The organism is Psychrobacter sp. WY6, assembly GCF_018448495.1.
GTDB lineage: Bacteria > Pseudomonadota > Gammaproteobacteria > Pseudomonadales > Moraxellaceae > Psychrobacter.
On the sequence record NZ_CP049902.1, the window covers coordinates 3,263,652 to 3,287,051 of the forward strand.

Consider the following 23,400-nt stretch of genomic DNA (forward strand, 5'->3'; position numbering starts at 1 on the left):
ACGTGCTCTAACGGTTCTCATCGGAGCGTTTGATACCGTCTGGGCTGGCATCATAAATAGCCTCTAATTCTTCTGTTGTCAGATAGCGCTCAACGATAGGAAACAATTCTCGTTCTTCAAAACGAATATGATCATATAGCAAGGTGGCGAGTTTTTTGACTTGTCCAACGGTGACGTGATTGCTTTGAGAGTGCGGCAAATCTTGAACCTCTGCCATGAGTGCATGCAGGGACTTGTGCTGCGCAGCAAGTGTATTTAGTACCGATGCCACCTCAGGTTTGGAGCTGCTATGAGGCTGTAAGGCATGAGCCATTAGATTGTCTTCAATCTGAAAATGCTGTTGCATCTCGTTAATATAAGACGTGATATTTAGCCAATGCTCGGCAATTGCGTTAGATTCATCAGCACACTCTTTAGCATGGCGAGATAGATTTAGACCTAGATGATGTTGACGAGATAATGGTTGTAATTGTGCGGCGCGTTTCATGATTAAGTACCTCAGTTAATCGACATAAAGCCCTATGTCAGTGGCATTTAAGGATTGTTATCTATGCTTAACTATATACTCATACTACACTTGTTAGGCGCTACTGTCTGGACAGGTGGTCATCTGATTTTGACCTTGGTGGTCTTACCAAAAGCGCTATTATCCCGAAATATTGATGGTCTGATGCAATTTGAGCAGCTGTTTGAAAGGGTTGGGATGCCGGCTTTGGTGCTGCAAATAAGCACTGGACTTTGGATGGCCTACCAGCTATTACCCAACATTGCTGCATGGTTTAAACTTGATAATGATTTTAGTATTCTTATTAGTCTCAAATTACTATTATTGCTAATGACTGTTCTGGTTGCCCTGCACGCTCGTTTCTATCGAATACCCAGATTGTCTATTCACACCCTGAAAGGATTTTCAATCAATATCATATTGGTCACTTTGTTTTCTGTCGCCTTTGTTGTCGTTGGTACGCTCTTTCGTACAGGTTTAAATTAGGACGTGTCATCGTTTAGGTTATTAGGGTCTGTTGAACATTCGACCACGGCACTGACAGTGACTATTTTTTAGTCGATTTTAGATTAAAAATATCTAGTTTAGTCGTTCTAAGCGGATGTTTTTAATGACGAAGCGGCAAAAAAGAGTCCTGTCTCTTTAAGCTGATGTTAAAATCGCTTCATACTGTGTTGCAAGTCTAGCTAAGGCACGAGCATTATCTTCAATTTGCGCCTTGTCTGAAACGATTTGATCAATCAGCAGTGCCTATTTGTGAATGTTCAACAGACCCTAATATGTCCTAATATCTCATTGAATTCAACTACCTTAACATCTTCTTAACAGCGTACTTGTTACTGTAAGGCATTACACTCCTTACCATCCTGTTGAGAAGTACTTGTATGTCAATATCTCAAGCCGCCAAAATCGATGCGCCCAAAGCCAATAAAAAAAGCCACTCACTAAGCAAGCTATATGATCGTGAGATCAATCTCAATCATCTGATCATAGTCGTTGCTCTGTACTTAGTAGCGACGGCGAATATTGGCTTTTTTGAGCAAGTACTCAGCGTTTATCCATTGAGCACAAACACGGGCTTTATTTTTTCCATCATAGGCTTATTATTTGGGCTGATGTGGTTGGTGTTGTCACTGCTGTGTTATCGCTCAACGGCAAAAGTAGTGCTCATCATAATGGTGCTGATTGCAGCCATCTGTGGTTACTTTACCGACGCCTACGGGACGATATTTAATCGTGATATGCTCATTAACGGCTTACAAACCGATCAAGCAGAAGCCATGGGATTAATGGCACCCAGTCTATTTATTCGCCTGTTTCTATTAGGTATAGTGCCTGCTTTCATGATTGGTAACATTCGTCTAAAGCGATTGTCTTGGCAACAAGCAACCCTTCAAAAATCAGTCACCCTATTATTACCTATCGTATTGGTAGCGGTGTGTCTGGTACCATTTGGTGACCAATACGCCAGCTTTTTTCGCCAGCACAAAATAGTCCGTAGTTATGTCAATCCTATTACCCCTGTTTACTCTGTTATCAAACTGGGTACTGATTATATCGCTGAGCGCCGTCGTCCCGATACGCTAATCCCTCATGCCACAGATGCAAAACGCAGCAACACTAGCAACAGCGCTGTAAAACCTAAGTTGATGGTATTTGTAGTAGGAGAAACCGTTCGAGCTGACCATATTGGCTTAAATGGTTACGAGCGCAACACCACGCCTTTGCTTTCAAAACAATCAGACATTTACAGCTTTAAAGACGCCTCGTCATGCGGCACATCCACCGCCTATTCAGTACCCTGCATGTTTAGCTACGCCAATAGAAAAAATTATGACCCTGATAGCGCTAACTACAATGAAAACGTGCTTGATACGCTACACAAGCAAGGCGTCAATGTCGTTTGGCGAGACAATAACTCTAGTGCCAAAGGGGTGGCTGACCGCGTAACTTTTGAGGATTATAAAACAGCCGCGCTCAATCCAGATTGTGATATTGAGTGTCGAGATATAGGCATGCTTGATGGTTTTGATAAACTGGTTAAGTCAGGCAGCTCACAGAAAGAGACACCTAAAAACACACTTATTTTGCTGCATCAAATGGGCAATCATGGACCCGCCTATTTTAAGCGCTACCCTAAAGATTTTGCAGAATATCAGCCCGTCTGTATGACCAATGAGCTATCAAAATGCGACAACCAATCAGTTATCAATGGTTATGACAATGCCATTCGTTATACAGATTATTTTTTAAATAGCGTGATCGACACATTAAAACCCTATGAGCAAGATTATGAGGTGGTGATGGTATATAGTGATCATGGAGAAAGTTTGGGCGAAAACAATATTTACTTGCATGGTCTGCCATACGCTATTGCGCCAAATGCACAAAAGCACGTGCCAGTGATTATTTGGTCACCGACTGGCAACGGCATTGCTAGCAGCACTATTGCTAACAGTAGCCTTGCTAACATGATTGATCAGCCCGTATCACATGATTTTATTACGCCAACCTTGCTTCAGTTTTTTGGTATCACCACTGACGAAACCAAAGCAGCACCCACCTTTTTTAAAGTGACTAATTGAATTCTTTATCATCGCTCCGCCTTTTTAGGTAATAATACTCATGCACAAGATACTCATCATTGAAGACAATCCCGATATCGTCGCCAATATTTATGCTTTTTTTGAGCCGAAAGGCTTTGAGCTAGACAATGCCCATAATGGCATTAGTGGCTTAACGCTCGCATCGAATAATCGATATGACGTCATCTTGTTAGATGTCATGCTGCCAGGTATGGATGGCACTAAACTGTGCAAAAAGCTCAGGGAAGAGCTGCATGACAAAACGCCAGTATTGATGCTGACCGCTCGCGATACGATTTTAGATAAAGTGGCAGGATTCGATAGTGGCGCTGACGATTATCTGGTTAAGCCTTTCTCATTGGTGGAATTAGAATCTCGTATTAAGGCTCTCATACGCCGACATAAAGATGATCATTTTGAGCATGGTTTAACCGTTGGCACGTTGTCTTTAAATCATAGTGAGCATACGATTACACGTGAAGGTAAGTCGCTAAAACTCACACCAACAGGCTTCAAAATACTGCATACCTTAATGAGCGCCGCGCCACGCGTAGTTAGCAAAACCGAGCTGGAAGAAAAGGTATGGGGCGAAGACATACCAAGCAGTGATGCACTGCGCACTCACATGCACGGGGTTCGTGCGCAGGTAGATAAGCCGTTCGATAAAATCATGATAGTCACGTTGCCCGGTGTCGGTTATCAGATTATTGATCCTGATAAAGCCTAAAAAATCATCGGCTGATGTCCTTATTTGACTTTCACTGTCTTTCATATTGTCTTTCACAACGAAGTAAATACCATGTTTAATATCGACTCCATTGCCAATAAGTTTCGACTCTCCTACTTGTTATTTGCCCTATTACTGTGTGCCACTTTCGTCAGTATTTTCATGTATGCCGAAGTCAGAATGGAGCAACAGCTGGTCAAAGCTCGCTTATTGCAACAGTTAGAGCTTAGCCAAGAAAAAGAAGGCGATCAGCCTATTTATAGCGCTGAACCGGGTATTAAAATTTATCGCTTCGATAACGCACCGAGCAATCTGCAAAAGACCACCCAAACCGTACAAGAAATGCCCGTCACTGTCACCACTAAAAATGGTCAATCGACAACAGAGTTACATTTTTTTAATTATAAAAAAGACAAAGAAAACTACATTTTAACCTACTTAGAAAACACTGAAATGGTGATGGGGAATTACCCTGTTTTGGCCATATTTGAGCATTTAGAAGACATATTTGCCAACGCCCTAAAAGTAGCAGTCATTTTGAGCTTATTGATTGCAGCGATATTTTCATCGCTGTCCTCCAAGCAAATCATTAAACCTTTATTAGACTTAAAGCAAGCCGTAGAAACAGATCATCGCAACTTGACGGAATTGACGCATCTGCCCTCCGAGGTTGGCGTGTTAGCACGCGCAATCGATGAAAAAAACCACAAACTTGAGCAGTACCTCAAACGCGAGCAGCTATTTACTGGTGATGTCAGTCACGAGCTGCGCACGCCTTTGACGATTATCATGGGGGCATCAGAAGTATTGTCCTCACAACTAGAAAACGACCCTCACTTGAGCGCATTTGCCACTCGTATCAGTACGACCGCCAAAGAAACCTCGGAGATTATCAGCGCCTTATTATTGCTGTCTCGTGCTCCTGAAAAACTGGATGCACCGCCAACGTCTATCAATGACATCGCGTTAAATGAAGTACAGCGCTTAAATTACTTGCTTCGCCATAAGTCAGTCACCTGTAAAGTAGTGGCAGAACAGCTGTATGTCGCACACGTACGACCTGAACTACTAAAAATGGCACTGGGTAATTTGATAAAAAATGCGTTTCAGTACACCGATGAGGGTGAGGTCATCATCACTATCGATGCTGAAAAAATCACCGTCACTGATACTGGTCTAGGTATTCCTGAGGTGATGATGCCGCTGCTATATGAGAGATTTGAGCGTCTAGAGCAGCAGTATAAAGACATCTCATTGGATACAGAATCGTCATCGGCAGCTGACGCCCATTATCCAGCAGAAGGCACAGGCTTGGGACTCAGTATCATACAGCGCATCATGACACATATGGGCTGGCAGCTTACCCATCAAGTCAACCCGTTAGGTGGCAGTACCTTTATCATCAATTATCATTAGAGAAGATCTCTATTTTAAAAAAGCTTAACGTTTTCTTAATGCCTGCCCGCTTATACTTAATATCTGCTGATTTATTTTGTCCATTTATTTTTTCCACGATTAAATAGTTAAATGATTGAATGATTGAATGATTGAATGATTGAATGATTGAATGATTGAATGATTGAATGATTGAATGATTGAATGATTGAATGATTGAATGATTGAATGATTGAATGATTGAATGATTGAATGATTGAATGATTGAAACTTATCGCATACCTTGATATTAATAGACTGTGAAGCATTTGACATGAATAAAGCAAATCCTATTAATCTTGAAGACCAGTCTGCCAGTCGTGGGGTTTTAAGCCCAATAACAGGCAAAAAACAACTGCTACCTCATAGCTATGCTAGTGACGCCAAGGGTAAAACAGGATTTTACCGTATTATAAAAGCCGTTGGTTACTCTCTAGATGGCTTTAAAGCAGCTTACAAATTTGAGGCGGCTTTTCGACAAGTATTTTGGCTTAATCTCATATTATTCATGGCTATTATATTGTGCCCTTTCACTATCAGCATCAAAATGCTGCTGGTCGTCGCTTCTTTCTTATCATTAATTGTCGAACTCATTAACACTGGAATCGAAGCCAGTGTCGATCACACATCGACCGCCAAGCATCCACTGGCAAAGATAGCCAAAGATGTTGGCTCTGCGGCGCAATTTCTGGCATTAATGCTGCTATTTATCTTGTGGATGATGGCATTATTGAGTGTTGTATTTTGAAAACATATTCAGCCAATGGAGTCTGGCTTAAACTCCTATGCTTGACCATCATAGCGACACTGTTGTTTGAGCACAGCCAATTAGACATTCATATTAGTGAGATTTTTTACACTAATGGACACTGGCTACTAGAAAAAGGCACACAACCTTTCGCCTTTATTTTTTATGACTTGCCTAAATTGCTACTCATCTTACTTGGCATTTATCTCATAACCATTCTAATTCTGAGACATAAACAGAATTCAGACATCAATCTGGTAATAAAAAATACTAAGTACGATAAATTGCTCACGCCTTTATCCACGCGTGAAATAAGTTATCTACTGCTTGTTTTAATTGCCGTTCCCAGTATGATTGCGCTACTCAAAGGTGTGACTCATGTCAGTTGCCCCAATCATTTAATACTGTTTGGTGGCGACTTGCCTTATCTAAATATTGGCAAAATATAGTCGCTAACACGCCTGCCAAGTGCTTCCCAGCGGCTCATGCCAGTGCCGGATTTTCTCTATATGGCTTGGCATTTTACCCACTCTACATCAGTATCGCTATAGAATATTTGAAATAGTCACGGTCGTAGGATGGACGATGGGACTGTATAAGATGCTGTTTGGTGATCATTTTTTTAGTCATACATTAGTATCGATGCTTCTATCATTGACCATAACCTGCGCGCTTGCAACGCTATTTTTTAAATACCCAGTAGCGAATAAAGCCAACAGTATCAATGCTAATGGCAAAAAACCTGATGCGGCAAGCTTTCAAAATCGTCGAAAACCCAATCTTAACTGTTGAATAGCCAAATTAACAATGATACCCTTATGAAAATAAAGCTACTAAGCATTTGATAAATAATGTATAAATAGTTATTGCTGACTGACTTAACATTGAGTAACAGCATGGATTGCGCTCATCGACGACGTTCTTTATTTATCAATAGCCCGCAAAGGAATGTAGCTATGAGCATCCTATCTTTTGTTCTACAAAGATCACCTATCTACCCTTTACTGACACTGACATTAATAATAAGCGCTGCACATAGCAGCCATGCCGCCAGTTATACCATCAATCCTGCTGGCACCCATGTGCGCTTTGCCATTGAACGCTTCCAATCCCCTGCCACTGCGGGCGGCTTTTATAATGTCCAAGGTCAACTGCAATATGACTCAAGTTTAAAAACTGGCAATATCTCCTTGGTCATTCCGATCCGCTCTCTAAATACGGGGAATAAAGCATTTAACCAGACTTTGACAGGACCTAGCTTCTTTGATATGCAGCGCTTTCCATTGGCACGTTTTGATTCTAACAAATGGTATTTTAGCCAAGACAAATCACGCCCAATGGTCACAAAAGTAGACGGTCATCTAACACTACATGGCGAAACCCACCCTATTAGCTTAACAGCGACTAAGTTTGACTGTTATCTACATCCCACTCTCAAGAAAGATATTTGTGGTGGGGATTTTACGGCGATGATTGATCGCACCAAATGGAATATCGATAAATATGCGTGGTTTGGCGTCACTAAAAACCTTCATTTAAACATTCAGGTCGAGGCAACCAAACAGTAGCAGTCCTTATCAGCATTAATTTTATGACATTAATTTTTATAGCACTGCTTTTTTAGAGACTGTCCTCATTTTAAAAATGGGCTAAAAATAGCTAAACGTGCTGAGGCGGTACGGAATACGTGCCAACTACGTGAGCCACCATGTCGCGAGAGCCTTCAGAATAAAGCGCAACCTCGCCAACGATTAGCGTGCGACCTACTTTTATCAACGTACACTCAGCGATAATACGTGCTTCTGCTGAGGGTTTGCGCAAAAAGTTAATGGTCAAGCTCGTCGTCACTGTTAATGGCACAATACCTATTTTACCAAGTATCGCCACATAGAGAGCCACATCAGCGATGCTCATCAATACTGGTCAGAGACCGTACCACCGGGACGCAATTCATTGATACCAATATCGTGTGATAAGGTCGAGCGATTGTCACCGACTGACTCGATGACACATTTAGTTTGTGGAAATTCCAACGCCATAAAGGCGACAATTTCTTCTTTGGTTGCAGACATATCCCTTCCTTGGATTTTATTATCTTTAATCAATGCACCACTGGCGTACCTTCTGTACTAAATGCAAAGCCTTTATTGCTAAAATTACCGATCATCACCGCTTCAATGACAGGCTTGACCGTCTCGTCTATCCCTTCGACTTCGATGATAAAGTTGGCACCCGATCCGCCTTTATCCTCTTCTTTTTCGACGATATAATTGAGCGTGGCCATTGCTGGAAGCTCAATCGGTTTGTTTAAATAGGATTTGATAAAGGTTCCATCAGTGCCATAGTAGTCAATTTTATTGATATACAGTGATTTTTTTAGCGTGGTATTGCGTACACTCAAAGTCGCTGATAGCAAGACTTTACGATTGTCTCTATCGGTATAAATATCAGAATAAATGGGCACATAAAAGGTTTGTTTATAGGCAAACTGGCTACGATCAACCGCTGTTGTCATCTCCAGCTCTTGAAGGGGTCTTGATGTTTTTGAATACAACACGTTCGGGTCTTGCGGCGTCTGGTCACAGCCTAACAACAATGCCATCGTCGCAAGCAACAAGACGGATATAGTGCGCTTACTCATAAGTTTCCCCTTTGCCTTTTCATGTCACGGCTGTTGCAAATGTTTATTTTTTTTACACCGACACTACGCAGAAACTCGTTGATATGCTTGTTAGCACCGTAGATGACCAATACGTCTTTATCTTGCAATACTTGCTCAGGCTCAGCCAAACCTTTAATACTAGGCTTACTTTGCGTACGACCAAAGCTGTCTTCATAATACTCATAGCGCAGGGTACTAAGCAATCGAATATTAAACTTTTGCTCCAACTGCAAGTCATCAACAGTCTGACCAATCAACGACTTGGGAATGCTAATCTCTACCATACTGAAATGATCACTCAGCTCAAACGAGTCGACGAAATAACGTAGCGACAGCCGTTTTGCCCAGCGATTGGCCGCCTCTTTTTCAGGATGAATCAAATCATCAACGCCGATAGCTTGCAACACTTTTTCGTGCAGTGGATTGATACTGCGACTGATCAAACGTTTTGCTTTTAGGGTTTTAAATAATGCCGTCGCCATGACGTTTGCGCCTTGGTCTTCACCGATTGCGACAATAACGATATCGGTGTCGATAATCGGTAAACCATTGACGGTATATTCATCCGTGGCATCCATACAGATGGTATGAGATGACTTCCTTATACGCCTCAACCTTTTGCATGCTGCTGTCAATGGCAATCACTTCGTGCCCCTGACGGGTCAAAGCCATGCCTAGCGATGAGCCAAAGTTCCCTAGCCCTACGATGATATATTTCATAACCTTATTAACCTTTTTCAGTATTTTTTAATGATGAAATGGCTTATTTACGACCATTTAATTGATCGTGATTTCTTCAGTTGGGTAGCGATAATTGCGCTGGCGTCTATTTTTAAGTAGGGCAATAAAGATGGTCAACATGCTGACGCGCCCAACAAACATAATGACAGACACCACCATTTTGCTAAAATCTGATAACTCTGTCGTCAAATTCAAACTTAATCCCACCGTGCTGTAAGCTGAAAAACACTCAAAAACTACCTTGATTAGATCAAGCTCTGGTTGATCATAGCTGATGAGCGTCACCCCCATACCGATGACCAATAAAGACAGCCACATAATAGAAAATGCACGACGAATCGAGATGTCAGCAATCTGGCGCTTAAAGACCTCAACGTTGGTCTGACCACGTGCCAAACTCAAAGTGTTTAATAGTGCAATCGCAAACGTACTGGTTTTGATACCACCGCCCGTCGAGTTTGGCGAGGCACCAATCCACATCAAAAATATCGTCAACATAATCGTGGGAAACGCGAGTTCACCCATGTCGATGGTATTAAATCCTGCGGTGTCGCGGCGTGGCAGCAGTAAACAGCCCTGTGATAAGCTTACCGAAAAAACTGCGATGGTCTGCCAGCACATTGTTATATTCAAATCATCACACCGATGAGACCTACCAGCAATAAAGCGCCCGTCGTAATCAAGGTTATGCGGCTATTAATATTGAGCAACCACGGTCGATAAATATAACGCTGATCATGGCGATATATCAGGCGCTCGGCACGATCACGTAAATAACGCAGCACATTGACCACAATGACAAAACCCATGCCACCAAAGATAAAGGTCGTAGCGATAATCAGTTGTAATGGATAATTAAAACGTAGCGCGTCATCATACATGCCAGCGCTAAATGTAGAAAATCCAGCATTACAGAACGCAGAAATCGCATGGAAAACAGAGAAGAATAACTGCTCAGACCAATCCATATCTGGTATGTCATAAATGCTAATATAAATGAGTGCCGCAGCCACCGCCTCAACGGCAAATGTCACATATAAGATGGATTTGAGGGTCGATACCACATCACCCATGCCGCGCATGTAAGACATCTCACTGATGCTCGCCTGCGTCTCATAACTGACACCGCCCTTGAAGAAATAACTAAAATACGTCACAAAGGTCAAATACCCAAGCCGCCGATCTGTATCAGCCCCATGATAATGACTTGCCCAAAAGTTGTGAAATAAGTCGCCGTATCTACCACGATGAGACCAGTCACACAGACAGCACTGGTCGCGGTAAAGAGCGCATCAATGAAAGACAGCGGCTGCGTCGTTGCATTGGGCATCATCAGTAGCAAGGCACCGACCAATACCAATGACAGGAAGCTTAAAATAAAAAACTGCGCAGGGTTTAGAAAGGTACGATTAAGATTAAAATCGTGGTCAGATATTTCACGAATAAAGGTCACAAAGACGGCAATTTTAATGGCAACGAAGCCATCAACAGCGACCGACATCCCAGAGCGCACCAAATCCGTGAAATGCGCTACCAGTAAAATGACAATCGCAATACTGGTCAGCAAGTCAAAGACCGCAACTTTATTTAGGGTCAGCGGCTTTTTGCTATAGAGGTAACCCTGCTGTCACAACAAAGCCTAAAAAAATAATCGCCAGAAAAAATATGGAAAACCTGTTGTAACCACATCGGCAGCGTGAAACCACTGTCTAATAAAGCAATGGCTACGCCGATAATACTAATGACAATCGTGACATTATTTAACAATCGATAACGCTTGGCTGCATGCATCGCCCTAATCCATGATAGGAATAACCACGATATTTATACTCCTTTTTTGTGTTACTCACAAAAACTGATTTGAGATAATCGTAACCAATTATGATGCCCTGTTGAACACTCATATCTAGCCATGCTGATTGCCAAAATGGCTGTAGATAAATTATAGATTGGCAGTAACGGTAATATTTACGTTTTAACGAGGTTTTGTGAGGTTGGATTAGATAAAAAATGATCACTGTGAGGGTCGCATAATGACATTTTTAAATAGTAGCATTTCTACATAGCGACATTTTTCCATGGCTACATTTTTGGATAGTTGCAGTGCAAACATATGCTCTAGTAGGGTCATTAGTCTATAGGTTGGCGTATTTATGAGCGCTATATCCCAATAATCAACTTTACGTAGTTTCTGTCGATGTGGTCGCCATTTTCACCCCGCCCCATGTCACCAAACCAACGCCCAGTGCGATCAATGAAGCACCCAAAAATAGCCCTTCTGGCGGCATCTCACCCTGCAAAAAATAGCCACTGGCACACCGACAACTGCACCGACCGAGCCTAATAAGCTTAATAAAACAGGACCGCCGGTTTTTTGTAGTAAAAACAATAAAATTGACCCGCAAATACGGCGGCTTGTATGCCAATCAAACCTAGCAGCAACCAGTCTAGCGGCATTTTGACTGAAAAATTAGGCAACACACTAAATGACAGCAGCAACAGCGACGCCGCGATTAGCATACCTGGCGCGAGTGCGCTAGGTGATGCCTTATCAGGCCAGCGTAAGGTGCGATATATATTACCAATAGCCAGTAACTGGCCCGCAAAGCGCGATCAAAATCCAAAAAGTACTGGCGTCTGGCGTCGAAAACTTACGCGCTGCCAATACTCCTGCACCAAGAAGCGCCGCGGCCACACCCAAAGCGCGGACGATATTAAACTGCTCCATCCGCAGTGCCAATGCACCAAGATAAGTCAGCAATGGTGGAAGCGAGATAATGAGCGCGACGAAACCTGCACCCACATGTGGGATAGCCGAAAACAGTAGTAAATTAGAACCCGCAACACTGATGAGCGCCGCCACAAAATAGTATTCAAAACTACGCGCATTTAAGGGAGGTAATTCGTGGCGTATTAATGCAACGATCAATAAAATAGCAGCAGCGCCCGTGATGGACCAAAAGAGAAATGCCAGTGGTGTAACACCTATCTCACCAGCATATTTTGCCAAATTGGTAGAAATACCAATCAGACCTCCTCCGCCTAACAAGCAAGCAAAAGGGATGAACCATGTGCTGGTGTTGCGAGAAGCTTGCTGTTCTAAAGACTCACTCATCAACTATCCCATTGGATGGTAACGCTGATGACGATAGCTCAGACAAACCTAAACCTAAACCTTGTACTGCCTTATGTGCTGCGTCGATAGCACCAGCAATATAACCAGGAAACGCGTCTGACCATTCACTAGCGCTGCCCGTTAGGCAGTTTTGCCATGCACCTATGTTTGGCTTAGCGTTCGGTGCGACAGCATGTTGACCTGAGCCACTGGCATCAGCAGGCGTCGCGGTCAATGAATCTTGCGCCCAGTCTTTCAGATACTCAGCCGTTGGCGTCTCTGCCTGTGCACCAAATAAACGTACCAACTGCGCTCGGCAATGGGCTTTTAGCTCCATCTCTGAGACGCTTTGGCGTATGTGAGCAGGAACGCCAAAGAAGCCAAATAATGCACCATTGCCCTCTACCAAGGACGCATCATGAATCTCAGTAAGTGGCCCTACTGCACTTCGCGCTGAACCCGATAGTCCTTGATTGCGCCAAAATGGCGACTCATAAACCGCCACATATTTGGCATGTGGCGCCATCCATGTCGCGGTCTCTTGCCATTCATTTGCTAAATCTAGCGGTAAAGCTGGCTCGAATAGAAGATTAGCCGCCGCCAAACGAGGCGGTAGCGCAAGGAGCACATGTTGCGCTTGATAAGTAGTTGTTTGACCAGCTGTCATCTGTTCAGCGCTGCTCTCGCTCTCTATGCTGATACAGCGCTCAGTCTTGATCACACGCTTTACGATTTGCCCCATGATAATGCGCGTAGGATTTAAACGCGCATACAGAGTGTTAATCAAGGATGCCATACCACCGACGAGACGCATAGACGGTGGCGAGCTTTGATAGCCTTGGGTACGGATAGGCAACTGATTGGCGGCACGTTCAACCATCATATCGCCGTCCTCGAACTGCGCAAAACGTGGTAAATTCAACTTTTCAATAAGACTGCTCAACTGCGGCTGATACTCTGGCCAAAACCAAGATGGCCCTAAGTCGAAGCCATCGTTTGATTTTTCATTATCGACACTGTGACTACTAGCATTCTGATCTACTGATGATTTCGCAACAGCGATGCGCCCGCCCAATCTATCACGCGCCTCAAGCAATATATAATCGATACCTTGTTGCTCTAACAAAAACGCTGCATATAAGCCACTCAAACCACCACCGATAATTGCAATAGGTAGGTTTTGCATAACAAATCATTCCTGCTTAGTTGAAGCTATTCAGTATTGAGTATTCAGCCAACAACTTGGTAAGCAGCTCGTCTATCTCAACCTTAAACTCTTTATCTTCAATCTTATTAGCCGTAATTTTAGCATTCTGTAGACTTTGAATAGCCGCTTCTTTGTTACCTGTCTCAAGCTGTAGTACCGCCATAGAAAAAGCAATCGACGACAGATGATCTTTTGAATTGATCGCCGTGGCTTTGACTAGCGCTTTGTCATAAATAACTAAGGCTTCATCCAAATCTTCTGTAAAGTCAGCAAGCGTTTCCCACTGTTCTGGATGGTCTTTATCGGTATTTTCATTATCGTTACAAATGGCTTCTAATTCAGCATAAAACCCATCAAATGCTGCTTGATTGCCTATATGATCAGCTTCCAATAACTCTTCAGCTAAAGTATAAATTGCTTTATAAATTTTGGTATTAATCATTGCTCATAACCTTTTATGAATTAGGATCTATAGTACTTGTTTTTCAGCCAATAGTACTTGGCGAATATTACTTGGTAAACAGTACTTAGCTGGGATTATAACGCAATTCCACTAGCCAAAATGACTGACACAAAAAAAGGATGCGATAGTCGATATCACACCCTTTTTATTCATCAAACTACTAATTATTTTTTATCTGCCTAAAAGCTCATTATCTTGGTGGTTTGATCGACCATTAGCGCTCCGATATCAGCAGGATCAGCAGCACTCACGCCATCAATCAGTGCCGACTGGTCAATACCCTTACCCGGTAGATAGAGTGCGCAAACCTCAACCTTAGTATTGGTATTCTTCATCACCATTTGCATCAAACCCTGTGGGCTCATATTTTTAGGCGGTTGCGCTGTGGTCACACTTTTTGGCGCATCACGGAGTGCCATATCACCGGCTGGACCGCAGAGCAATACTCGAGTATTGGCACCTTGCTGCGCGGATTGCATGGTCAGTACCATCGACATCAGCTGCACTTGAGCATCCTCTGAGGTCACATTTATCAACACCGATAGCGTCGGTTTTTTATTCTCTGGAATGACGTCACTCTTTTGTGACATAGCATTGGTCGCTGTACAGACAACCATCAGTGAGGCGGCGCTTATAGCAAGTGCAGTAGCAACTATCCGTTTCATCATCTCTCTCTCCATTTATCAACAATCATTAAAATCATCGTCATTAAACTATACACTAAAATATATTAATAAAATGTATAATATTATTTGATAAGAAAGTTATGATAAGAAATACAATCTGTGGCGTGTCCTCATTTTGAGAAGAAAAGAATACAGCACTGCGATCAACTCAATTCGCGCCAGTGCAACCACAACCGCGTATCAAGCTCAAACTGATGATACTCAGGCTCCATATGACAGCATAATTGATAAAACGCTTTGTTGTGCTCATGCTCTTTAAAATGCGCCAACTCATGCACGACAATCATGCGCAGAAACTCAGGCGGTGCTTCTTGAAATAAGCTCGCTACCGTGATGCTGTTATGCGATTTTAGCTTACTGCCCTGTATGCGAGACTGGGTGGTATGAATACCTAGCGCATGTTTGAGAACCGTTAATTTACTGCTATAGCTGACATTTGATAACTGTCCCACTTTGCGCATATATTGGTTTTTTATCTCATTGATATACTGATAAAGCGCCTTATCACTTTTTATTTGGTGCTGAGTGGGATACTTTTTTTCTAGATATGCGCCTAATTTACCATCGCTAATCAGCAATGCCGCTTGGGTCTGCACTTGCTCAGAATAATGAGCGATATACTTTAATGTGGTCACAAACTTATCCTTTGCTAATATTTCGAAACTGATAATCCGAAACGTATCTTTATATATTTTACCCTATATCTACTGATTTTATTTTTCATAAAACAAACCCCACAAGCTGCATTCAACTTATGGGGTTGTTTGTTACGATGTTTTTACTTAAGTGTTTTTACTTAAATATTCAGGACGTGTTGATAAATCAATTAACGCTCTAAATGTAGATACTGCAAATGGCGCTCGTACTGATTTAAGATATCGACCAACACTTGCTCTTTGGAGTAACCAACCAAGTCATACTCTTGAGAGCCTTCACTTAAGAACACTTCCGCACGGTAATAGTACTCTGCATTCTTAGTTGATGTGCTTAATGTAAAGTTAGGACGCTCCGCTTTAATCAAATTCACTTCATAAATAAAGTCGTCTTCATTACCATGTCCAACCCGTAATTTCAGACCATCTATTTGACCGCTACTCTCATCCATGCCTTCATCTATATCTTGTCCGATATGTTCAGGGTTACGGATGTCCAAAGAGGTTTTTAGACCGCCTGCCGCAAATTCTTTTTCAACTTCTGTCATGGCAGGTCTAACCACATTTTGTAAAAAGCGTTCAACTTGTGCATGTCTAGGGAAACTGACAATGCGTTGCAAGCGTGCTCTCCAGCTCTTACCACTATCCAGCACATTAGCCGTACCAATCGTACTGGCCTTACGTTTATTGCCTTCTTCTTTTAATGATCTCCACATCGACACCATATAGAGCACAAGGATAAGCGAGAATGGCAAACCAGCAATCACAGATACTGACTGCAATGAGGCAAAGCCACCAGCGAATAATAATCCCAAAGTGATAAGACCTGTTGCTGCTGCCCAAAACAGGCGCAACCAAACAGGAGCGTCAGTGTCATTAGTCATGCCACGTGAGCTCAAATTCGCTAATACTAAAGCGCCTGAGTCCGCTGAAGTCACAAAGAATACTAAACCAATGACCACACCAGCGAATGATAAAACGTCACTGTAAGGAAAATACTCAAACAAGGCAAACATACCCATCGCGGCATCATTGACGGCGATTTCGCCAAGCTCAGTTGCCCCATTAGCAACCAAGTCTATCGCCGAATTACCAAAGATAGAGAACCAGGCAAAAATGAAACCCAGCGGAATAAACATCACGCCAAAGACAAACTCACGTAAGGTACGACCACGGCTAATACGCGCGATAAATAGACCAACAAATGGTGCCCAAGCGACCCACCATGCCCAGAAAAATATCGTCCAGCCTGACTTCCAATCGGCACCAGCAGTACCGTCATAGGCATATACATCGAAAGTTTTAAAGAGAATGGTTTGGAAATATTGACCAATATTTTGGGTAAAGGTATTCAGCAAATACACTGTATTACCCATCACCAATATGGCGATTAATAGCAATATCGACGATAGCATATTAAATTCAGATAAACGGCGTACGCCTTTTTCAACACCCGTCATCGCAGAGATAGCCGCAGCAACAACCACCCCTAAGATAATCAGGCTCTGTACCATTTTGCTAGACTCGATACCGAAAACATGAGTCAAACCCGCATTGGCCTGCAATACCCCAATGCCTAAGCTGGTGGCGATACCCATTAAGGTGCAAACAACACCAAAGGTATCAATACCATCGCCAAGCCAGCCCTTAATCAAACGCTCACCAAAGATAGGCGTCAGTGGTGAACGCAGTGCCAATGGCATGTTTTTACGATACGCAAAGTACGCCAATGCCATACCGATTAGTGCATAAATACCCCAACCATGTAGCCCCCAATGTAAAAAAGTTTGCGCAAGTGCTTCGCGCATCGCTTCTGCACTGGCAGGCTCTAACCCAGTATGCGGCGTCAGATAATGCATCAACGGCTCAGACGCACCAAAAAACAATAAATCGATGCCGATACCAGCGGAGAACAGCATCGCCGCCCATGCTAGGAAAGGAAACTGGGCTTTTTCGTGATCTTGCCCAAGCTTGATATCGCCGTATTTAGAAAAACCAACAAATAGTGCAAATATACTATAAGCGGCAACCACCAGCATGTAATACCAGCCAAAACTCTCTGATACCCATGCCATGCTTGAGCTTAATAGTGCCTCACTATAATCTGGAAACGCAATCGTCCAGATAATTAATAAAATAGAAATAATAGCTGAACCTAAAAAAACCGTCTTGTTTAGAGTCAGGGGTTTCGTCGCATCTTTTGATGGCGAGCTGTACATAAAAGACCTCAATAGGTAAATTAAACAGGGTCTGATATTGATTTGTCCGTCATAACTTGATGACTGTATGACGCACAAAGCAGTACCAATAAATAAAAATTGTGATGTAAATAAAAATTGTGATGTAAATAAAAAATTTAAATGACAATCAAAGGCAGCCACAACAGTATTAAAAATACTTAATACGTTAGCGCTGATGAAAAAGACCTTTGCGTGGAAAGGTCTTTTTGATGAGATTCTCTTATATGATTATTGAATAAATAGTTCATCAGTCGCTTAGACAGCAGAGCCATATGCGCGCATCGGCTCGACTCTAAGCGGTGCACCATTGGCAACGTAATAATCTACGGTCGAGCGTGGTAGCTGCTTGCCACGCATCTTATCAACGATTTTTTCGGCAAGCATAATGGTGGTGGCGTTTAAATTGCCACTGATGATATTTGGCATAATCGACGCATCAACGACGCGCAAGCCATCGATGCCGTGTACGAGTCCTTCGCCATTGACGACCGAATCATTACCTTCACCCATCGCACAGGTACAAGACGGATGATAAGCCGTTTCACTATGATTACGGACATATTCGTCGAGCTGAGCATCAGTCACCAAGTCATCGGTTGGCGCGATCGAGCGACCACGATAAGGGTCGAGCGCTGGCTGATGCATAATCTCACGGGTGATACGCATTGCCGCACGCACGGAACTCGTGCCAGTCTTGGTCGTGCGACATATAGTTAAATAAGATACTTGGATGGGCGCTTGGGTCTTTCGAAGTTAGCTTGACGCGACCACGACTTGGCGAGCGTAATGACCCTACATGCGCTTGGAAACTGTGCGACTTCACGGCACTGCGACCATCGTAGCGCACTGCTAATGGCAAGAAGTGGTACTGGATATTAGGATGGGTAAACTTCTCATCGGTGCGAATGAAACCGCCCCCTTCAAACTGATTTGAGGCGCCCAGCCCTGTGCCATTGAACAACCATTCGGCACCGATAGCGGGCTTATTCCACCATTTATTGGCAGGCGCAATCGACACTGGCAGCTTACATTCGTACTGCATATACAGCTCTAAATGGTCTTGCAGGTTATTACCCACACCTGGTAAATCTAGAATTTCGTTGACACCCAAATCTTTGAGCCATTGACCAGGACCAATACCAGAGCGCTGCAATAATTGCGGCGAGGCAATCGCACCAGAGGAGACAATCACTTCACGAGAGGCACGAAAGTTCTTAGTTTGACCTTGATGCTCTACTTTGACACCGATAGCACGCTTACCATCGAACAATATTACATCGGTCAATGCACCCGTCAAAATGGTGATATTGCTGCGTGGTTTAGCACGGTCCAAATACCCACGTGCCGTTGAGGCGCGGCGACCATTAGGCGTGACAAAGCGATCCATCGGCCCAAAGCCTTCTTGTTGATAGCCGTTTAAATCATCCGTGCTTGGATAACCTGCTTGCACGCCTGCTTCGATCATCGCTTGGAACAGCGGATTGACCCCTGGTTTTGAAGTGGTCATCTCGACGGGACCACCGACGCCATGATAGTCAGTCATCACCAGCGTCGCGATTTTCTAACTTTTTGAAATAAGGCAGGCAGTCCAAATACGTCCAGTCTTCTAAACCTTTAATCTCAGACCAATCGTCAAAATCCAAGGCATTACCACGGATATAACACATCCCATTAATCAGAGACGAGCCACCTAACCCTTTACCACGACCACAATCCATGACGCGGTTATTCATATAGGGCTCAGGGTCTGTTTTGTAGCCCCAGTTATAAGTCGTGCCTTGTAACGGCATGGCGAGCGCCGCTGGCATCTGAGTACGAAAGTCTAAGCGATGGTCTGGACGACCCGCCTCTAACAGCAACACCTTAATGTTGGCATCTTCGGTCAAACGGGTGGCCAGCACATTGCCTGCTGAGCCTGCGCCGACGATGATGTAGTCATATTCAGGTGTGGTTGATGTCATAAAACGCTCCATAATATTAAAAAATCCATCATTTCATATCAGTAAGGCGGTGCCAAAAGGACAAATTAGTCCTAATAATTCAGCCTTACCGTTTTAAAAATTTCACAGCACAAGTGATTAAAATACCGATTCAAACTTACCAAGCTCTACTTGGATAGATTTGGTCTGCGTATAATGCTCAAGGGCTTCAATGCCGTTTTCGCGGCCAATACCTGAGTGCTTATAACCACCCACTGGCATTTGTGCAGCCGACTCGCCCCACGTATTTAACCAGCAGATACCCGCTTCAATCTGTGCAATCACGCGATGCGCTCGGGTCAAATCAGCGGTCACGACCCCAGCTGCCAAACCATACTCGGTATCATTGGCGCGGCGAATCACTTCTTCTTCAGTCTCATAAGTCAATATCGACATCACTGGGCCAAATATTTCCTCACGTACAATAGTCATTTCATCGGTGCAATCAGTGAATACCGTCGGTGCGACGAATGCGCCATTTGCCAATTTACCTGTTGTGATACGTTCACCACCCGTCAATAGACGTGCACCGCTAGCCTTACCTTGCTCGATATAACCAAGCACTCTTTCCATATGTGGGAAGCTGACCAATGGACCCATGTTGATGTTCTCATCCATCGGATCGCCCAATTTAATACGCTCGACACGCAATAATATGGCTTCTTCAAACTTAGCTTGTAAGGCTTTAGGGATAAACACACGCGTGCCATTGGTACAGACCTGACCACTGCTATAGAAGTTCGCCATCATCGCGATATCAGCGGCGGTATCGATATCCGCATCATCAAATATAATCAAGGGCGACTTACCGCCAAGCTCCAAGGTTACGTCTTTCAGCGACGAAGATGCCGCACTCGCCATCACTTTTTTACCCGTTGGTACGCCACCCGTGAACGATACCTTTGCGATATCAGGATGCTGAGTTAACGCTTCACCGACTTTATAATCGCCTTGCACAACGTTAAAGACGCCATCTGGCAGACCCGCTTCTGTCAATATTTCCGCTAACTTTAATGCAGTCAATGGCGTGACTTCTGAGGGTTTGAAAATCATTGCATTACCAGCGGCTAATGCTGGCGCTGCCTTCCACATCGCGATTTGAATAGGATAGTTCCACGCACCGATACCTGCGACGACGCCAAGTGGCTCGCGGCGAGTATAGACAAAGCTAGTATCACGCAATGGAATCTGACGACCTTCTATCATCGGCGCAAGCCCTGCATAATACTCAACCACATCAGCACCAGTCACGATATCGACATATTTGGTTTCAGAGAGTGCTTTGCCCGTGTCTTTGGTTTCAAGTAACGCGAGTACATCGTTGCGCTCACGTAATATCGCAACCGCCTTTAGCAAAATACGACTGCGCTCAACCGCCGTCATCGCCGCCCAAACTTTTTGACCTTTTTGTGCCGCTTTTACCGCTTCATTAATCTGTTCACTGGTCGTTTGCTGAACGGTAGTTAACACTTCACCCGTGGCTGGATTGATGTCTTCAAAAGTAGCAAGCGATTCGTCGATTGCTAAGTAACGACCATTAATATAAGCAGTTTGAACCTTCTCTAAATCAATGATGTCTGTTAAGTTGTTGAGGTCTGTTTTTGAATCTGTCATGCGGTGCTCCTATTAACGACTGGCAAAAGCCTTATAAACAAACTAATGCTAAATGATGTCGTCATGGGTTAAATGTTTAAAATAAATTTATATAGCCTATTGCTACAAGCCTGTCTTTCAATGCTTTTTTAATAAAAAGTCTGCTTTGAGCAATCATTTAAGAACAGTATTTTATTCATTCTCAAGTTGCGTCATTTTTATCAAACGCTTATGAATAGAGGTTTTATCTGAGATACTAATCCCCGAAAAATCAGAGAGCCAAATACCATCAGCCACTAGACGTACCATACATAATGTTTCGGTATTGTCAGTTGCTTGATGTTTTTTTAATTGCGCATTTGCCCACTTGGCCCACAACTCACGTAACTCGCTATCGCCTAGCATCAATGCATATAAGGTTGCTTGACTATCGAGCTCTTCCTGACCCTTTTCGCCTAAGCTAATCGTGGCATTGATATAAGCACGAGTAAAAGAGCCATAATGCACAGGGTCTTCTGCCATGGCTTGATTGACTTCTGCCTCAAACCTCGCCATCGCATCATGAAACACTTCAAGAATGAGTGCATTTTTAGTGGTGAAATGATGCATCCCCGCCTTTGGTCACCCCGACCGCATCAGCGACCGACTGAAAGGTCACTTTTGATAAGCCCTGCTCTAACGTGATTCGCGCTGCCTGATCTAGTAGCGCACGCCGGACAACTTCGGGCTGTTTTTTACGTTTGTAAGCGTTTTCCATTTCCATATCAGTGCACCACAGAATTAGAGAATAAGTTCATCACCACGACACCGCCCACAATCATAGCGATACCAACCACAGCTGCTGTATCAAGACTTTGCTTAAAAAACATCAAGCCAACGAGCGATGTCAGCACAATCCCCAACCCGCCCCACAGTGCATAAGCAATACCAAGCGGTATGGTTTTGATGGTTTGTGTCAATAAGTAAAATGAGATGGCATAAAGCACACCCATAATCAGGGTCGGCACCAAACGCGTAAACTGCTCTGACTTGACTAAAAAGGTCGTGCCAACCACTTCGCAAATGATGGCGATGGCTAGATAACCGTAAGCAATAGTGGTGGGACTCATAATTAGGTTACCTGTTTCAGATTGATCACATATTAATAATGTATATACATTAAAGAAACCATACGGTCGGTATTCTATAGAAATATTCTAGCAACGTGAAGGGCTGTTTCTGATTTTTTTTGTTTCGAGGGAGGTACAGATTGTTTTACTATTCAAAAAGATAGGCGACTTGTCTAATCAAATTAGCGCTAGATTTTATATCCAACTTACATAAATAAGGGTTTTGACCACTTTTAGCTCATTCTTTAACTCATTTAGCCATTTTTAGCCCATTTAGAGATTTATCGATTGAATTGAAGACACGCCCTAGTCAAAAATAATATTTTAGCGGTCAAAATTTGCCAAAACAGCCCGCTTTATAAGGGATTGCTGGTTATTTTTGATAGATAACAACAATATTTATAATTAATGGCATAATAAGGTTGACAGCCTATAACAACTTGGCTAAAATGTGCCCCACATAACGCAAACAAGACAAGCAATAGCGCTTATCTAACATATCGTTATACCAACTTATTCTCCAATAGCTCAGTTGGTAGAGCAACGGACTGTTAATCCGTGTGTCCCTGGTTCGAGCCCAGGTTGGAGAGCCATATACTAAAAACCTTCATCATTATTTGATGAAGGTTTTTTTATGGTTGCCGTTTTCAATTAAGAAGATAGTCGCAATCTTAGGGCGTGTCCTCATTTTAAAAGTGGTGACAAGAATGAGATAAATTGCCGTCAAACAAGGACAGTAGCACAAATAATGTCGAGATATTAATAAGCTATTTGACGATGTTTGGCAAAATTTAGCCATTTTTAGCCCATTTAGAGGTTAATAGATTGAATTGAGGACACGCCCTAGTACGATTGGCATGGCTACGGTGTTCTTTTAGGCGTTTTTGTTGTATGGTAAGGATAGTTTTGATTGGGTTAGTTTTTGTCTGAGTGCTTTACTCCTACTCACTAAA

21 protein-coding genes, 1 tRNA gene and 4 pseudogenes are annotated in these 23,400 nt (G+C 43.1%); 9 read left to right on the forward strand and 17 right to left on the reverse strand.

What is annotated here, in order from left to right:
- Positions 1-7: 7 nt before the first annotated feature.
- Positions 8-487 carry a hemerythrin domain-containing protein gene (locus tag G7Y90_RS16375; protein ID WP_250162938.1) on the reverse strand — a complete coding sequence of 160 codons (480 nt, stop codon included), beginning with the start codon at positions 485-487 and terminating at the stop codon, positions 8-10.
- A gap of 63 nt (positions 488-550) precedes the next feature.
- On the opposite strand from G7Y90_RS16375, the gene G7Y90_RS16380 reads away from it, so the two are divergent.
- The 8 genes from G7Y90_RS16380 to G7Y90_RS16415 all read left to right on the forward strand — a co-directional run bounded on the left by G7Y90_RS16380 (position 551) and on the right by G7Y90_RS16415 (position 7,567).
- Entirely contained in the window at positions 551-991 is a 441-nt protein-coding gene (locus G7Y90_RS16380) for a CopD family protein (RefSeq protein WP_250162939.1), read from the forward strand.
- Between the two features lie 398 nt (positions 992-1,389).
- A complete protein-coding gene (locus G7Y90_RS16385) occupies positions 1,390-3,090 on the forward strand; it encodes a phosphoethanolamine transferase (protein WP_250162940.1) in 1,701 nt (566 codons plus the stop codon).
- A gap of 40 nt (positions 3,091-3,130) precedes the next feature.
- Positions 3,131-3,817: a response regulator transcription factor gene (locus G7Y90_RS16390; RefSeq protein WP_250162941.1), complete on the forward strand. Its 687-nt coding sequence runs from the start codon at positions 3,131-3,133 to the stop codon at positions 3,815-3,817.
- Between the two features lie 72 nt (positions 3,818-3,889).
- Entirely contained in the window at positions 3,890-5,233 is a 1,344-nt protein-coding gene (locus G7Y90_RS16395) for a sensor histidine kinase (protein WP_250162942.1), read from the forward strand.
- 292 nt (positions 5,234-5,525) lie between these two features.
- Positions 5,526-5,999, forward strand: a complete 474-nt coding sequence (locus G7Y90_RS16400) for a diacylglycerol kinase (protein WP_250162943.1) — start codon at positions 5,526-5,528, stop codon at positions 5,997-5,999.
- Between the two features lie 41 nt (positions 6,000-6,040).
- Positions 6,041-6,448, forward strand: coding sequence for a phosphatase PAP2 family protein (locus G7Y90_RS16405; protein ID WP_250162944.1), 408 nt, complete (start codon positions 6,041-6,043; stop codon positions 6,446-6,448).
- Between the two features lie 136 nt (positions 6,449-6,584).
- Positions 6,585-6,791: a phosphatase PAP2 family protein gene (locus tag G7Y90_RS16410; RefSeq protein WP_250162945.1), complete on the forward strand. Its 207-nt coding sequence runs from the start codon at positions 6,585-6,587 to the stop codon at positions 6,789-6,791.
- Positions 6,792-6,955: 164 nt separating this feature from the next.
- A complete protein-coding gene (locus G7Y90_RS16415; RefSeq protein WP_250162946.1) occupies positions 6,956-7,567 on the forward strand; it encodes a YceI family protein in 612 nt (203 codons plus the stop codon).
- Positions 7,568-7,658: 91 nt separating this feature from the next.
- On the opposite strand, the pseudogene G7Y90_RS16420 reads toward G7Y90_RS16415, so the two are convergent.
- From G7Y90_RS16420 to G7Y90_RS16495, 16 genes and pseudogenes are all read right to left on the reverse strand, one after another.
- A pseudogene (locus G7Y90_RS16420) lies at positions 7,659-8,071 on the reverse strand (PaaI family thioesterase).
- Positions 8,072-8,100: 29 nt separating this feature from the next.
- On the reverse strand, positions 8,101-8,640 hold the full coding sequence (locus G7Y90_RS16425; RefSeq protein ID WP_250162947.1) for a DUF3124 domain-containing protein: 540 nt from the start codon (positions 8,638-8,640) through the stop codon (positions 8,101-8,103).
- Positions 8,637-9,381, reverse strand: a pseudogene (locus G7Y90_RS16430) (potassium channel family protein). Before G7Y90_RS16430 ends, G7Y90_RS16425 begins: the two are co-directional and overlap by 4 nt.
- 57 nt (positions 9,382-9,438) lie before the next feature.
- Entirely contained in the window at positions 9,439-10,035 is a 597-nt protein-coding gene (locus G7Y90_RS16435) for a potassium transporter TrkG (protein ID WP_250162949.1), read from the reverse strand.
- Positions 10,032-10,903 (reverse strand): annotated as a pseudogene (locus G7Y90_RS16440) (potassium transporter TrkG). The gene G7Y90_RS16435 and the pseudogene G7Y90_RS16440 overlap by 4 nt, the downstream one beginning before the upstream one ends.
- A 1,077-nt stretch (positions 10,904-11,980) precedes the next feature.
- Complete coding sequence (locus G7Y90_RS16445; protein ID WP_250162950.1) at positions 11,981-12,517, reverse strand: EamA family transporter; 537 nt, start codon at positions 12,515-12,517, stop codon at positions 11,981-11,983.
- The gene (locus G7Y90_RS16450) at positions 12,510-13,703 is read right to left on the reverse strand and encodes a flavin monoamine oxidase family protein (RefSeq protein WP_250162951.1); all 1,194 of its coding nucleotides are present in this window, start codon (positions 13,701-13,703) and stop codon (positions 12,510-12,512) included. Before G7Y90_RS16450 ends, G7Y90_RS16445 begins: the two co-directional genes overlap by 8 nt.
- Before the next feature lie 16 nt (positions 13,704-13,719).
- Positions 13,720-14,166 carry a tetratricopeptide repeat protein gene (locus tag G7Y90_RS16455; protein ID WP_250162952.1) on the reverse strand — a complete coding sequence of 149 codons (447 nt, stop codon included), beginning with the start codon at positions 14,164-14,166 and terminating at the stop codon, positions 13,720-13,722.
- Between the two features lie 200 nt (positions 14,167-14,366).
- The gene (locus G7Y90_RS16460) at positions 14,367-14,855 is read right to left on the reverse strand and encodes a DsrE family protein (protein WP_250162953.1); all 489 of its coding nucleotides are present in this window, start codon (positions 14,853-14,855) and stop codon (positions 14,367-14,369) included.
- Between the two features lie 161 nt (positions 14,856-15,016).
- Positions 15,017-15,508 carry a M48 metallopeptidase family protein gene (locus G7Y90_RS16465; RefSeq protein ID WP_045447188.1) on the reverse strand — a complete coding sequence of 164 codons (492 nt, stop codon included), beginning with the start codon at positions 15,506-15,508 and terminating at the stop codon, positions 15,017-15,019.
- Between the two features lie 191 nt (positions 15,509-15,699).
- Positions 15,700-17,745, reverse strand: coding sequence for a choline BCCT transporter BetT (betT, locus tag G7Y90_RS16470; protein WP_250162954.1), 2,046 nt, complete (start codon positions 17,743-17,745; stop codon positions 15,700-15,702).
- Between the two features lie 276 nt (positions 17,746-18,021).
- Positions 18,022-19,727: pseudogene (gene betA / locus G7Y90_RS16475) on the reverse strand (choline dehydrogenase).
- Between the two features lie 117 nt (positions 19,728-19,844).
- Positions 19,845-21,359 carry a betaine-aldehyde dehydrogenase gene (gene betB / locus G7Y90_RS16480; RefSeq protein ID WP_250162955.1) on the reverse strand — a complete coding sequence of 505 codons (1,515 nt, stop codon included), beginning with the start codon at positions 21,357-21,359 and terminating at the stop codon, positions 19,845-19,847.
- Between the two features lie 171 nt (positions 21,360-21,530).
- Positions 21,531-21,947, reverse strand: coding sequence for a TetR/AcrR family transcriptional regulator (locus tag G7Y90_RS16485; RefSeq protein WP_250162956.1), 417 nt, complete (start codon positions 21,945-21,947; stop codon positions 21,531-21,533).
- A complete protein-coding gene (locus G7Y90_RS16490; RefSeq protein ID WP_250162957.1) occupies positions 21,928-22,095 on the reverse strand; it encodes a TetR family transcriptional regulator in 168 nt (55 codons plus the stop codon). Before G7Y90_RS16490 ends, G7Y90_RS16485 begins: the two co-directional genes overlap by 20 nt.
- Positions 22,096-22,102: 7 nt before the next feature.
- On the reverse strand, positions 22,103-22,447 hold the full coding sequence (locus tag G7Y90_RS16495; protein WP_055125113.1) for a DMT family transporter: 345 nt from the start codon (positions 22,445-22,447) through the stop codon (positions 22,103-22,105).
- A 517-nt stretch (positions 22,448-22,964) separates the two neighbouring features.
- On the opposite strand from G7Y90_RS16495, the gene G7Y90_RS16500 reads away from it, so the two are divergent.
- Positions 22,965-23,040, forward strand: a tRNA-Asn gene (locus G7Y90_RS16500).
- The last annotated feature ends 360 nt before the right edge of the window (positions 23,041-23,400 follow it).

What these genes read in the sequence shown, in the direction of transcription:
- G7Y90_RS16415 (WP_250162946.1), top strand. Translation starts at nt 6,956, where the DNA reads ATGAGCATCCTATCTTTTGTTCTACAAAGATCACCTATCTACCCTTTA.
- G7Y90_RS16490 (WP_250162957.1), bottom strand. Translation starts at nt 22,095, where the DNA reads ATGGAAAACGCTTACAAACGTAAAAAACAGCCCGAAGTTGTCCGGCGT.
- betT (WP_250162954.1), bottom strand. Translation starts at nt 17,745, where the DNA reads ATGTACAGCTCGCCATCAAAAGATGCGACGAAACCCCTGACTCTAAAC.
- G7Y90_RS16385 (WP_250162940.1), top strand. Translation starts at nt 1,390, where the DNA reads ATGTCAATATCTCAAGCCGCCAAAATCGATGCGCCCAAAGCCAATAAA.
- G7Y90_RS16455 (WP_250162952.1), bottom strand. Translation starts at nt 14,166, where the DNA reads ATGATTAATACCAAAATTTATAAAGCAATTTATACTTTAGCTGAAGAG.
- G7Y90_RS16460 (WP_250162953.1), bottom strand. Translation starts at nt 14,855, where the DNA reads ATGATGAAACGGATAGTTGCTACTGCACTTGCTATAAGCGCCGCCTCA.
- G7Y90_RS16495 (WP_055125113.1), bottom strand. Translation starts at nt 22,447, where the DNA reads ATGAGTCCCACCACTATTGCTTACGGTTATCTAGCCATCGCCATCATT.
- G7Y90_RS16425 (WP_250162947.1), bottom strand. Translation starts at nt 8,640, where the DNA reads ATGAGTAAGCGCACTATATCCGTCTTGTTGCTTGCGACGATGGCATTG.
- betB (WP_250162955.1), bottom strand. Translation starts at nt 21,359, where the DNA reads ATGACAGATTCAAAAACAGACCTCAACAACTTAACAGACATCATTGAT.
- G7Y90_RS16380 (WP_250162939.1), top strand. Translation starts at nt 551, where the DNA reads ATGCTTAACTATATACTCATACTACACTTGTTAGGCGCTACTGTCTGG.
- G7Y90_RS16450 (WP_250162951.1), bottom strand. Translation starts at nt 13,703, where the DNA reads ATGCAAAACCTACCTATTGCAATTATCGGTGGTGGTTTGAGTGGCTTA.
- G7Y90_RS16445 (WP_250162950.1), bottom strand. Translation starts at nt 12,517, where the DNA reads ATGAGTGAGTCTTTAGAACAGCAAGCTTCTCGCAACACCAGCACATGG.
- G7Y90_RS16375 (WP_250162938.1), bottom strand. Translation starts at nt 487, where the DNA reads ATGAAACGCGCCGCACAATTACAACCATTATCTCGTCAACATCATCTA.
- G7Y90_RS16390 (WP_250162941.1), top strand. Translation starts at nt 3,131, where the DNA reads ATGCACAAGATACTCATCATTGAAGACAATCCCGATATCGTCGCCAAT.
- G7Y90_RS16485 (WP_250162956.1), bottom strand. Translation starts at nt 21,947, where the DNA reads ATGCATCATTTCACCACTAAAAATGCACTCATTCTTGAAGTGTTTCAT.
- G7Y90_RS16395 (WP_250162942.1), top strand. Translation starts at nt 3,890, where the DNA reads ATGTTTAATATCGACTCCATTGCCAATAAGTTTCGACTCTCCTACTTG.
- G7Y90_RS16400 (WP_250162943.1), top strand. Translation starts at nt 5,526, where the DNA reads ATGAATAAAGCAAATCCTATTAATCTTGAAGACCAGTCTGCCAGTCGT.
- G7Y90_RS16410 (WP_250162945.1), top strand. Translation starts at nt 6,585, where the DNA reads ATGGGACTGTATAAGATGCTGTTTGGTGATCATTTTTTTAGTCATACA.